Genomic DNA, 13,122 nt, shown 5'->3' on the forward strand with positions numbered 1-13,122 from the left:
ATTATGTATCATTTTACTGTATGGAAATCTAAACAACAACTAAAACGTTTAATAGAGCTGTTTTGAAGCAGAAGGTCTATCCTTCTGCTTCACTGCTGTCGATTATTTGCGCTTTTTCTTTTTACGCTTAACGTTTGGAGCGCCTTCGAAGAATCTTTTTTTCTTTTTCTTCTTTGGTTTTTGAGTAGACCACTCTTCATTTTTGCTTCGGCTGCCCTCTCGACCTTTTCCTTTATCGTCTTTGCGTGACTTTTGTTTTGCCTTAATCACTTTAGGACGATCTTTAGATAAGCGTTTGCGGCCTTCTTTCATTCCCACAATAACAAAGTCCACTGAACGCTCGTCTTTATTCACATCGGCAACTTTCACTTCAATTTCGTCTCCAATTCGGAAGACGTTGCCCGTTCTTTCTCCAATCATCGCATAATGACGTTCGTCGTAACGATAATAGTCATCCGTTAAGTCACTAACATGAACTAACCCTTCAATCGTATTTTCTAGCTCCACGAACATCCCAAAGTTTGTAACAGAGCTAATAATACCATTGAATACTTCCCCAACTTTATCAGCCATAAACTCAGCTTTTTTCATATCGTCCGTTTCTCGCTCAGCGTCAACTGAACGACGTTCCATATTAGAAGAATGCTCAGCAACATCAGGCAGAAGCTCGCGCCATTTTTCTTGCGTTTGCTGATCTGTTTTTCCTTCAATTAAATACGTACGAATGAGACGATGAACGATTAAATCCGGATAACGACGGATTGGAGACGTAAAATGCGTATAGAATTCAGCTGATAAACCAAAGTGGCCTAAACTTTCTGCTTCATATTTCGCTTGTTTCATCGAACGAAGCATAACAGTTGAAATAACCATCTCTTCAGGCGTACCCTTTACTTCTTCTAAAATATCTTGCAGCGCACGCGGATGAATATCGTTGCCTGTCCCTTTCACTGTATAACCAAAGTTTGTAATAAACTCTAAGAAACGAGTAAGCTTCTCTGCATCTGGATCTTCATGAATACGATAAATAAACGGTACGTTCATCCAGTGAAAATGTTCTGCTACTGTTTCATTCGCCGCCAGCATAAATTCTTCGATTAGCTTTTCAGCAACTGAACGTTCACGCAAAATAACATCGTGAGGATGTCCATCATCATCTACCAATACTTTTGCTTCTTTGAAATCAAAATCAATGGCACCGCGATCCATTCTCTTTTTACGAAGAATAGCTGCCAGCTTTTCCATACGCTCAAACATCGGAACGATTGGCTCGTAGCGTTCTAACACTTCTTCATCTTTATCCACTAAGATTTTGTTCACATCTGAATACGTCATTCGTTCTGTCGTTTTGATGACACTTTCAAAAATCTCATGTTTTACTACTTCACCTTGTGGATTAATTTCCATCTCACAAGAAAGTGTAAAACGGTTAACTTTTGGATTTAATGAGCAGATTCCGTTAGATAAACGGTGAGGAATCATCGGAATAACTCGGTCTACTAAATAGACGCTTGTTCCGCGCTCTGCTGCTTCTACATCAATCGGAGAACCTTCTTTAACGTAGTGACTTACATCTGCAATATGAACACCTAATTTGTAGTTTCCGTTTTCAAGCTCTGTAACCGTTACAGCGTCATCCAAATCTTTTGCATCTGCTCCGTCAATGGTTACAATAACTTGATCCCGAAGATCGCGACGGTTACCGATATCTTTTTCATCAATCGTCTCAGGTGTATCAATTGCTTGCGTTAAAGCGTCAGCAGGAAATTCTTGAGGAAGACCGTGCTTATGGATAACAGAAATGATATCGATCCCCGGATCGTTTTTATGTCCAAGAATTTGAACAACTTTTCCTTCTGCATTCATGCGGCCTTCCGGATAGGTTGTGAGCTCTACTACTACTTTATGGCCTTCAACTGCACCGTTTCTTGCTGCTTTGGGAATAAAGATATCACCTGCAATTTTTTTGTCATCCGCAATCACAAAGCCGAAATTCTTGCTTTGCGTATACGTACCTACAATTTGCTGGGTACCTCGTTCTAAGATTTTTACAATGGTTCCTTCACGACGAGCACCTGATGATTCTGATAACACTCTTGCAAGCACAATATCTCCGTGCATAGCATTGTTTGTTTCAGTAGGGGGAATAAATACATCACCCGCATCTTTTTCTTCAGGAACTACGAACGCAAACCCTTTTGCATGTCCGCTTACTTTCCCTTTGACAAAATTCATTTGTTCCGGCAGCCCGTAGCGGTCATTTCTTGCTCGGATAATTAAACCCTTCTCTTCCATAATAACAAGTGCCTTAACAAACTCTTTGAATGACTCTGCATCCTCCGTATTAAATTCTTTTGCAAGCTCTTGGACAGTCAAAGGTTTGTAATTATCCCTTTTCATAAAATCCAATATTTCATTCATATAGGGCTGATTTTCTTCTTTCACATCATGTCCCTCCTTTTTCCTTATTCGTATTATCTCTATTACCAATCAAGTGATTCCAAAAATGCATATACATCCTCGTGAAGCTGATCTCGCTCTTTATCAAAGGTAATGGTATGACCAGATTCTTCGTACCACTTTATATCTTTTGTAGGAGACTCGACGCTATTATAAATAATATTGGCGCTGTCTGTATTAATCATATGATCATGACGACCTTGTACAACAAATGTCGGTGCATAAATCATATCAACTGAATTTCGCACTTCAGCGATTAATTCCTGTAAAGACTTTAACGTGTTCATTGGTGTTTGTTTGAACTCTTCCATTTCTTGTTCAATCTGTTCAGACGATTTACCTTCACGCTTTTTATATTCGCGTGCATACGCTAAAACACCTTCATACATGACTTCTTCACTCTTTATATACATAGGCGCGCACATAGGCACAATACCCTTTATAGGTACAGTGTAACCTAATTTCAGTGAAAATACGCCACCTAGTGAAAGACCTACAGCGGCAATACTTTCATGGCCTTTACTTTTCAAAAACTCATAGCCTTCCATGACATCTTTCCACCAATCTTTTGGACCAGTATGAACAAGCTCTTCAGGCGCTACACCGTGTCCTTTATAGTGAGGTGCGTGGCATGTGTATCCTTTTTTCTCTAAAAAACGACCTAACATACGAACATCAGCAGAATTTCCGGTAAAACCGTGAAGTAATAAAACAGCCTTTTCGCCGCCTTCAAATGTAAATGGCTTTGGTTGTGCAATTTTCATATATCATTTAACTCCTTTTAGTTATAATATCTGCAGTCATAATAGAAAAAAACATGTATTTATGTGACGGTCATCACATATCAAGAGATGTGTCCGTCAACTTTTACGCTTTTATACTATATTTAGTACTTTTTTCTAAAGCTATATTATATCATTACTTAAAAATGAAATTAAAGTATTCAACACGCCCATTAAAAAAGCCACCTAATACATAAGTTGGTATACACCAAGTACGTATGCATTAGGTGGCAGTCTATCCAGTAACATATTAAAGTTTGAAATAAGATACAGCAAGTGTTAACGCAAAGAATAAGATAGATAACACTACTGTCAAACGGTGTAAAACTAAGTCAATTCCACGTGCTTTTTGTTTTCCAAATAACGTTTCAGCTCCACCGGAAATAGCTCCAGATAATCCAGTAGTTTTGCTTGATTGTAAAACGACCACAACAATCAATGCAATTGAAACAATCACTAGCAAAGTAATCAGCAATGTATGCACTAAGACACACCTCCTACACCAAGTAATAGTCAATCAGCGGGGTTTCTTCATCCCTTCTGATTGGCATTACCGGGGATAAAGTACGCGCACTACGCTAAGGTTAATTTATCATAAAAAACCCTCTCATACAAGTAATGACAGCGAAATACACCGGATTTTAACATAAAAAAACGGATGACAATCGTCATCCGTTTTTTATGATTTCAACTTATTTTTTTAAGTTGTAGAAAGATTTAGCGCCATCGTATACAGCTAGAACACCTAGCTCGTCTTCGATACGTAGTAATTGGTTGTATTTCGCAATACGGTCTGTACGGCTCATAGAACCAGTTTTGATTTGACCAGCATTTGTTGCAACAGCGATATCAGCGATTGTTGCATCTTCAGTTTCACCAGAACGGTGAGAAACTACTGCTGTGTAACCAGCACGTTTAGCCATTTCAATAGCTTCGAACGTTTCAGTTAATGTACCGATTTGGTTAACTTTGATAAGGATAGAGTTACCTACGCCTTGTTCGATACCTTGAGAAAGTTTTTTCGTGTTTGTTACGAATAAATCGTCACCAACAAGCTGTACTTTGCCGCCAATGCGCTCAGTTAATAGCTTGTGACCATCCCAGTCATTTTCGTCTAAACCGTCTTCGATTGAAACGATTGGGAATTCGTTAACTAACTGCTCGTAGAAATCTACCATTTCAGCAGAAGTTACGCCTGTACGACCTTCGCCTGCTAAGTCATATTTACCAGTTTCTTTGTTGAAGAATTCAGAAGAAGCAACGTCCATACCTAATTGGATGTCTTGACCAGCTTTGTAGCCAGCTTTTTCGATTGCTTCAACAATTACTTCTAATGCTTCACGGTTAGAACCAAGGTTTGGAGCGAATCCACCTTCGTCACCTACAGCTGTGTTTAAGCCTTTTGCAGATAAAACAGATTTTAACGCGTGGAATACTTCAGCACCCATACGGATTGCTTCTTTGAATGTAGGAGCTCCTACAGGTAAAATCATGAACTCTTGGAAGTCAACGTTGTTATCAGCATGAGAACCACCGTTGATGATGTTCATCATTGGAGTTGGTAATTGCTTCGCGTTGAATCCACCAAGGTAACGATATAATGGAAGACCTACGAAATCAGCTGCTGCGTGAGCTACTGCCATAGATACACCAAGGATAGCGTTAGCACCTAATTTACCTTTGTTTTCCGTACCATCTAGCTCAATCATAAGGCGGTCGATACCGATTTGATCAGTTGCGTCCATACCTACTAATTCAGGAGCGATAATTTCGTTTACGTTTTCTACTGCTTTTAATACACCTTTACCTAGGTAGCGAGATTTGTCACCATCGCGTAATTCTACTGCTTCGTGTTCACCAGTAGAAGCACCACTTGGTACGATTGCGCGTCCGAAAGCGCCTGATTCAGTATATACTTCTACTTCAACTGTTGGGTTACCGCGAGAATCTAATACTTCGCGTGCATAAATGTCAAGAATTGTTGGCATTTTAAAACTCTCCTTTATAATTAATTATTTAATTAATGTTTTACCTGTCATTTCTTTTGGCTGTGCTACATCTAGAAGAGTAAGCATTGTAGGAGCTAGATCCCCTAGAATACCGTCTTCACGAAGCTCTAAGCCTTGTTTTGTTACAATTACCGGAACAGGATTCGTTGTATGAGCCGTCATTGGATTACCTTCAAGTGTAATCACTTCATCAGCATTACCATGGTCTGCTGTGATAATTGCTGTACCGCCTTTAGCTAAAATTGCATCTACAATTTTGCCTAAGCACTCATCTACTGTTTCAATCGCTTTTACCGTTGGTTCTAACATACCTGAATGACCTACCATATCAGGGTTTGCAAAGTTTAATAAAATAGCGTCCTGCTTGTCGCCCTCGATTTCTGCAAGCAACGCGTCCGTCACTTCATAAGCACTCATCTCAGGTTTCAAGTCATATGTTGCTACTTTTGGTGAATCGATTAAGATACGTGTTTCACCAGGAAACTCTGCTTCACGTCCACCGCTCATAAAGAACGTTACGTGAGGATATTTTTCCGTTTCAGCAATACGAAGCTGCTTTAAGTTATTTTGAGATAATACTTCACCAAGCGTATTATCTAAGTTAATTGGCTTAAAGGCTACATATCCGTCAACTGTTTCGCTGAAGTGAGTTAGACATACAAAATGTAAGTTTTTCGGATGTTTCTCACCGCGATCAAATGAGCGGAAATCTTCGTTTGCGAACGTATTTGAAATTTGAATTGCGCGATCGGGACGGAAGTTGTAGAAAATGACTGCATCTTCGTCTTGAATTGTCGCAACTGGCGATCCGTCTTCCTTTGTAATAACAGAAGGTAAAACGAATTCGTCATAGATTCCATTTTCATATGAATCTTTTACGCACTCTTCAGCGCTTGTATATGATGGACCTTCACCGTACACCATTGCGCGGTATGATTTCTCTACGCGCTCCCAGCGTTTGTCGCGGTCCATTGAGTAGTAACGTCCTGAAAGTGTTGCAATTTCCCCAACGCCGTACTCTTCAATTTTTTCATTAAGTTCTTTTAAATACGTTTCAGCAGATTGAGGTGCTACGTCACGACCATCTAAGAACCCATGAATGTAGACTTTTTCTAAGCCTTCACTCTTAGCTAGACGCAATAATGCATAAAGATGTTCGATATGACTGTGTACACCGCCATCAGATAAAAGTCCGAAAAGATGAAGGTTTGTACCCTTTTCTTTTGCGTGCTTTACAGCTGCTACAAGCGTTTCGTTTTGTTCAAACTCGCCTTCACGAATTGCTACGTTTACACGAGTTAAGCTTTGGTACACAATTCGGCCTGCACCGATGTTTAAGTGACCTACTTCAGAGTTACCCATTTGGCCTTCCGGTAAGCCTACAGCTTCTCCAGACGCCTGAAGTGTAGCATGAGGATACTCGTTCCAGAAACGGTCGAAGTTTGGTTTTTTTGCATGTGTTACCGCATTACCTTTATCTTCATCGCGTAATGCAAAACCATCTAAGATGATTAATGCTACTGGCTTTTTACTCATTACTTACCAGCCTCCAAAAGCTGTAAGAAAGAATCTGCTTCTAAGCTTGCTCCACCTACTAAAGCTCCGTCAATGTCTGATTGAGACATATATTCTTTAATATTAGCAGGTTTTACGCTACCGCCGTATTGAATACGTACAGCATCTGCAACATCTTGAGAGAATTGTTCTGCAACAACGCTACGGATGTATGCACAAACTTCGTTTGCACCTTCAGCAGTTGAAGATTTACCTGTACCGATTGCCCAGATTGGCTCATATGCGATAACCGTTTGTTTTACTTGCTCATCAGTTAGACCAGCTAATGCTTTTTGTACTTGATTAGCTACAACTGTTTTTGTTTGGTCTTGTTCATACTCTTCGTTTGTTTCACCGCAGCAAACGATTGGTGTTAAACCGTGTTTGAATGCAGCAATTGTTTTTTGGTTTACTGTTTCGTCCGTTTCAGCAAACATTTCACGACGTTCAGAGTGTCCTAAAATTACGTAGTTCACACCTAGGTCTGCTAATGCAACAGGGCTCACTTCTCCAGTGAACGCACCGTTTTCTTCGAAGTGCATGTTTTGTGCACCAATTTTTAAGTCTGTGCCTTTAGTCGCTTCTACTAAACGATCTAAAAATAGTGCAGGTGCACATACTACTGAATCTACGCTTTCAGGAGATGGTACTGCTCCTTTTACTTCTTCAACAAAGCTAGTTGCTTCAGAAAGTACTTTATTCATTTTCCAGTTTCCTGCAATAATTGGTTTACGCATGTGTAACACCGTCCTTTGTTTATTGTGGGTTTTCACTTCACGCGTTAGATGTCCAAGAGGGTGCTGTTAAAAGTGATTCGGTCCCTTTTATCTCTTGGTCATCCTTCTTCGCTGCTTGATAATTATTTATATTATCAGTCGTCAGGTCGGTCCTCCGTCTTACTGAAACATAAACTTACTTATCGTTTAGTGCAACTACGCCTGGAAGTTCTTTACCTTCCATAAACTCTAGTGACGCACCGCCACCTGTAGAAATATGGCTCATTTTATCAGCTAGGTTGAATTTTTCAACAGCTGCTGCAGAGTCTCCTCCGCCGATTACTGAATATGTGTCAGTTGCTTCTGCTAAAGCTTCAGCTACTGCTTTTGTTCCATTAGCAAATGCGTCTAATTCAAATACACCCATTGGTCCATTCCAAATAACTAACTTAGAGTTTTTGATTACGTCAGCATAGATTTCACGCGTTTTCGGTCCTGCGTCTAAGCCTTCCCAATCGCTTGGAATGTTTTCAATTGATACAACTTGAATATTAGCATCATTTGAGAAGTCATCTGCTACTACCACGTCCACTGGCATGTAGAAGTTTACTCCGTTTTTCTTAGCTTTTTCCATGAAAGATTTTGCAAGTTCAATCTTGTCTTCTTCAAGAAGTGATTTACCTACTTCATGGCCTAGCGCCTTAATAAATGTGTAAGAAAGTCCTCCACCGATGATTAAGTTATCTACTTTATCAAGTAAGTGGTCAATTACACCGATTTTGTCTTTAACTTTTGCTCCACCAACGATTGCAGTAAATGGACGTTCTGGGTTCGATAATGCTTTTGAAAGCACATCAAGCTCTTTTTCCATTAAGAAACCTGCTACTGCTGGAATGTGTTGAGCAATTCCTTCTGTTGAAGCATGCGCACGGTGAGCTGCACCGAATGCATCGTTTACGTATACATCTGCTAATTCAGCAAACGCTTTTGCTAATTCAGGATCGTTTTTCTCTTCGCCTGGGTAAAAACGTACGTTTTCAAGTACTAAAACATCGCCTTCGCTCATGCCGTCGATTGTTTTCTTTACTTCTTCACCAAAAGCTTCGTCAGCTTTTGCAACGTCTTTACCAAGAAGAGCTTGTAAACGTTCTGCAACAGCATTTAGACGTAATTCTTCAACAACTTCGCCTTTTGGACGTCCAAGATGGCTAGCTAAAATTACTTTTGCACCTTGTTCTACTAAATATTGAATAGTAGGAACAGCTGCACGAATACGAGTTTCGTCTGTTACTTTTCCGTCTTTCATTGGTACGTTAAAGTCTACGCGACAAAATACTCGCTTTCCTTTTACATCGATGTCTTTCAACGTTTTTTTGTTCATCGTTAAAAGGCCTCCTTAAGTATTTATGGTACTAAGCAAGTAGGCTTCTATGTAATCATCAATCCACAAACCAACGTACATTTCATTTTATATATTGGCGCCTTTCTATATAAAGTGAAACTCGAGTTAGCTGTTTATGACGCTTTTTCATGTAGAAGCCAATACATAAATCAAGGAAGAGGGGGTATGCCCCTCTCTTCCTTAGCAAGTCTTATTATAGTCGTTCTATTTTCAGATATCCAATAAAAAAGGAAAGTCTAGTCGATTTCTGTCTTATTGAATCAAATAGAAGCGAATTTTAAGTTATTCTTATAGTCCTTTAGCAGCGATGTATTGAGCAAGGTCTACTACACGGTTAGAATATCCGCTCTCGTTATCGTACCAAGAGATAACTTTAACCATGTTACCTTCCATTACCATTGTAGATAATGCATCGATTGTAGAAGAGTTGATGTTACCATTGTAGTCACCAGATACTAGTGGCTCTTCGCTGTAACCAAGGATGCCTTTAAGATCGCCTTCAGCAGCTTCTTTAAGAGCGTTGTTTACATCTTCAACAGTTACTTCTTTATCAAGTTCAGCAACTAAGTCTACTAAAGAAACGTTTGGAGTTGGAACACGCATAGCTCCACCGTTTAATTTACCTTTTAATTCAGGTAATACTAGAGATACAGCTTTAGCAGCACCAGTTGAAGTTGGGATGATGTTTTCAGCAGCTGCACGAGCACGACGGTAATCTTTGTGTGGTAAGTCTAAGATTTGTTGGTCGTTTGTGTAAGAGTGAACTGTTGTCATCATTCCGCGTTTAAGACCGAACTTGTCGTTTAACACTTTAGCAAATGGCGCTAAGCAGTTAGTTGTACAAGAAGCATTTGAAATTACGTTGTGGTTAGCTGCATCGTATTTGTCTTCGTTAACACCCATTACGATTGTGATGTCTTCATCAGATGCTGGAGCAGAGATAATTACTTTTTTAGCTCCTGCTTCTAAGTGTTTTGCAGCGTCAGCGCGTTTTGTGAAGAATCCAGTAGATTCAACAACAACTTCTACGCCTTGTTTGCCCCAAGATAATTGAGCTGGGTCGCGTTCAGCAGAGATTTCGATTGTTTTACCGTTTACTACTAAGTTGCTACCATCTACTACTACTTCTGCATCTAATTTTCCGTGTACAGAATCATATTTTAAAAGGTGAGCAAGCATGTTAGCATCTGTTAAGTCGTTGATTGCTACTACTTCAACGTTATCATTTTTTAAAGCTGCGCGGAATACATTACGGCCGATACGACCAAATCCGTTAATACCAATTTTTACTGCCATGGGTATTTCCTCCTTGAATGTAAAAAGTATTTTTTTATATGAGGGATTAATTAAAATCCCTTACTAACTCTTTTGCGGCGCCTTCATCTGTAATGAGAATCGAATCATGCGCTTGTTGCATAAACGCTTTAATTGCCTTTGCTTTTGATGAACCTCCTGCAACAGCAATAACACATTTATTGTTCTTTAAATCATCGAGTTGTATGCCAACTGTTTTAACTTTATGAACAACTTCGCCTTGATGATTAAAATAGTATCCAAATGCCTCACCTACAGCATGTCCATTTTTCACTTTTTCTAAGTCAGCTTGTGGTGTTTTACGGCGTTCTGCCATTGTCATAGCGTCTCCTATTCCGTGAACAACCATACCAGCGGACTTGATTAAATGAAGCATGTCTTTAATAGATGGCTCACCGATAATGGATCGGTATGCTTCATCACTAAGCTGATCTGGAACATGAAGCAAGCGATAGTGACTCATGGACTTTTCAGCCATCTTAGCACAAATCGTGTTTGCTTGGTTTTGTACATTTTCACCTAGCCCTCCGCGAGCAGGTACAAAAAGTACATCAGGGTGTTTTGAATCAGGTGTCATCATTTCGGCAACGGCGGCAAGCGTTGTACCACCTGTAACAGCAACGGTATTTTTTTCACCAACAAGGCGCTCCTTGATACACGAAACAGATGCTCGACCCATTTCATTTTTGACCCAAGGAGACTGATCACTATCTCCAGATACAACAACAACTTCTGATAAAGAAAACGCCTCTTTTAATGTTGTTTCCAATAATCGAAGTCCTGAAACTTCCTTCATTACTTCTTCTAACTCAGCTAGAAGTAGTTCTCCCTCGTTTGTAAGCGTCATCCCACTAGGGTAAATGTCAATCAAATCTTGTTCTTTTAAGAATGTTACTTCGCTTCGTAACACACGCTCTGTTAGCCCAAGGCTTACAGCTAAGTTTCTGCGGCCAATCGGCTGCATTAAACGTATGTATTGCAAGATTTGATAGCGCTTTTGCATAACTGAGAGAAGTTCAGGTAATAATTTTCGTTGTACTTCTATTAAAGAACGCATGTTAAAATCCCCTTAAGGCATAAACTTGCTGGACATATTTTGTCCCATATAGACATATTATGTCCCACCTTGCGTAAAAAAAATTCACCCCGCTACAAAATCTATTCTAACAGGAGTGAATCCTTTATTCAACTCATGTGTTGCCTATTTTTAAAAGTAAGCGTTTTCTTAATGGAATACCTGTTATTTTTCCATATTCCACTTCTTCTCCATCCATTTCTACTACAGGAATCGCAAGGTGATACTTTTCCAGCCACTCATCGTTTTTGTAAATATCTCGTTCCATAAGCTGAAAGGGAAACTCAGACTGCATCTCTGCAAGCAGCTTCTTTGCATCATCGCATAAATGACAGCCATTTTTGGTATATAGTACGACTTCCACATTCCCACTCCTTTACTGCGTGACAAAAAGTTTTCGTTGACTGGATGGTAGAACGTTTAATTGGTCTCGATATTTGGCTACCGTTCTTCTTGAAATAGTAACGTTATAATTGCTTTGCAAGACGTTAGCCAACTGCTGATCTGAAAGCGGACGCTGTTTGTTTTCTTCTGATACTAGCTTTTTAAGCAGTTCTTTTACGTGAGTTGTAGAAGTCGCTTCGTTGTTGCCCAGTTGAATACTAGTTGAGAAAAAAGATTTCATTGAAAAGGTGCCAAAAGGCGTTTGAATATATTTGTGCCGAGTAGCACGGCTAATCGTTGATTCATGCACAGAGGTTTGTTCCGCTACTTCCTTCATCGTTAACGGCTTCAAATACGAAGGGCCCTTTTTAAAAAATGCTTCTTGTTCAACGAGTAAAGTATTCATTAATGCGTTTAATGTGTCTTTGCGTGTGTGTAAACTTTTCATAATCCATTGAAATTCACGATATTTCTCTTGCAAATAAGAAAACATTTCTTGGTTCTGCTTATTTTTCAGCTGAAGTTTGTATTGTTCGTTCACTGAAAGACGAGGTTCCAAATCCTCATTTGCATAAGCAACGACATTTCCATCTTCAATTTTCACAATAAAATCCGGTACAATGAATCGTTCATTGGACTTCATATAAAATGATCCAGGACGAGGATTTAATTTCTTAATCTGTTCATGTAATTGTTGAAGAGCTTCAAGTGAGATTTGACATAACTTTGAGATTTTCATCCATTTTTTATAAGCAAATTCCTCAAAGTGATGTGTCAAAATTTGCTCTATTTTTTCTGTCCATTGATTACTTCTTTTTAATTGGAGCATTAAGCACTCCTGCAAACTTCTCGCCCCTACTCCTGCCGGGTCCATCTGCTGCACAAGTTGAAGAGCCTTTTCAACCTGCTCTTGATCTTGGCCAAGCTGGTTAGCAAGTATGATTAACTCATCGTGCAAATAGCCAGCATCATCCAGACTATGAATAACAAACTCAACGGCTGCCTGCTCACATTCATCTAATTTTAATAATGCGGATTGATTCATTAAATGTTCGTACAGCGTTTCTTTAGGAGCTGGTATACTGCTCATATAATCTGTTGAATCAGAAGTTGCATGATTTTTTTGATTGTGAGATGTATTGACGGGCAGCTCTGAAAAATCTATAAGCGGATTTTGAAGCGCCTGCTCATGTAAAAACGCTACAATATCCATCGATGAATATTGTAAAAGAGAAATAGCTTGTGATAATTCTTTTGACATCGTCAGTTTTAACGACTGCTGCTGAAATAATCCAATCTCCATTATTTCTCCCCTCCCCTTCATCTATTTTACTATAAAAACGCTTTCAAAGAGCATGTAACTATTTTTTATATGTAATTTTTTCATCAAAAAATCTCCGTCAACCTTTGTTAACGAAGCATTTCA

11 protein-coding genes are annotated in these 13,122 nt (G+C 39.3%); all 11 read right to left on the minus strand.

Going from position 1 to position 13,122, the window contains the following annotated elements; genetic code table 11:
• Positions 1 to 102: 102 nt before the first annotated feature.
• On the minus strand, positions 103 to 2,445 hold the full coding sequence (gene rnr / locus NST66_RS24520; RefSeq protein WP_028412057.1) for a ribonuclease R: 2,343 nt from the start codon (positions 2,443 to 2,445) through the stop codon (positions 103 to 105).
• A 38-nt stretch (positions 2,446 to 2,483) separates the two neighbouring features.
• Positions 2,484 to 3,224, minus strand: coding sequence for an alpha/beta hydrolase (locus tag NST66_RS24525; protein WP_028412056.1), 741 nt, complete (start codon positions 3,222 to 3,224; stop codon positions 2,484 to 2,486).
• Positions 3,225 to 3,492: 268 nt separating this feature from the next.
• Positions 3,493 to 3,726, minus strand: coding sequence for a preprotein translocase subunit SecG (gene secG / locus NST66_RS24530; RefSeq protein ID WP_014457843.1), 234 nt, complete (start codon positions 3,724 to 3,726; stop codon positions 3,493 to 3,495).
• Positions 3,727 to 3,934: 208 nt separating this feature from the next.
• The gene (gene eno, locus NST66_RS24535) at positions 3,935 to 5,230 is read right to left on the minus strand and encodes a phosphopyruvate hydratase (RefSeq protein WP_028412055.1); all 1,296 of its coding nucleotides are present in this window, start codon (positions 5,228 to 5,230) and stop codon (positions 3,935 to 3,937) included.
• 24 nt (positions 5,231 to 5,254) lie between these two features.
• Positions 5,255 to 6,787 carry a 2,3-bisphosphoglycerate-independent phosphoglycerate mutase gene (gpmI, locus tag NST66_RS24540; protein WP_028412054.1) on the minus strand — a complete coding sequence of 511 codons (1,533 nt, stop codon included), beginning with the start codon at positions 6,785 to 6,787 and terminating at the stop codon, positions 5,255 to 5,257.
• Complete coding sequence (gene tpiA / locus NST66_RS24545; RefSeq protein ID WP_013085385.1) at positions 6,787 to 7,542, minus strand: triose-phosphate isomerase; 756 nt, start codon at positions 7,540 to 7,542, stop codon at positions 6,787 to 6,789. Before tpiA ends, gpmI begins: the two co-directional genes overlap by 1 nt.
• Before the next feature lie 175 nt (positions 7,543 to 7,717).
• A complete protein-coding gene (locus NST66_RS24550; protein WP_028412053.1) occupies positions 7,718 to 8,902 on the minus strand; it encodes a phosphoglycerate kinase in 1,185 nt (394 codons plus the stop codon).
• A gap of 309 nt (positions 8,903 to 9,211) precedes the next feature.
• Positions 9,212 to 10,219 (minus strand): type I glyceraldehyde-3-phosphate dehydrogenase, encoded by a 1,008-nt coding sequence (gene gap, locus NST66_RS24555; protein ID WP_014457839.1) that lies wholly within the window; start codon positions 10,217 to 10,219, stop codon positions 9,212 to 9,214.
• Between the two features lie 46 nt (positions 10,220 to 10,265).
• A complete protein-coding gene (locus NST66_RS24560; protein ID WP_014457838.1) occupies positions 10,266 to 11,294 on the minus strand; it encodes a sugar-binding transcriptional regulator in 1,029 nt (342 codons plus the stop codon).
• 133 nt (positions 11,295 to 11,427) lie between these two features.
• On the minus strand, positions 11,428 to 11,676 hold the full coding sequence (locus NST66_RS24565) for a glutaredoxin family protein (protein WP_033580423.1): 249 nt from the start codon (positions 11,674 to 11,676) through the stop codon (positions 11,428 to 11,430).
• Between the two features lie 12 nt (positions 11,677 to 11,688).
• Positions 11,689 to 12,999: an RNA polymerase factor sigma-54 gene (rpoN, locus tag NST66_RS24570; RefSeq protein WP_028412050.1), complete on the minus strand. Its 1,311-nt coding sequence runs from the start codon at positions 12,997 to 12,999 to the stop codon at positions 11,689 to 11,691.
• Positions 13,000 to 13,122 lie beyond the last annotated feature (123 nt).

The sequence above is a fragment of the Priestia sp. FSL W8-0524 genome (assembly GCF_038005965.1).
Taxonomy (GTDB): domain Bacteria; phylum Bacillota; class Bacilli; order Bacillales; family Bacillaceae_H; genus Priestia; species Priestia zanthoxyli.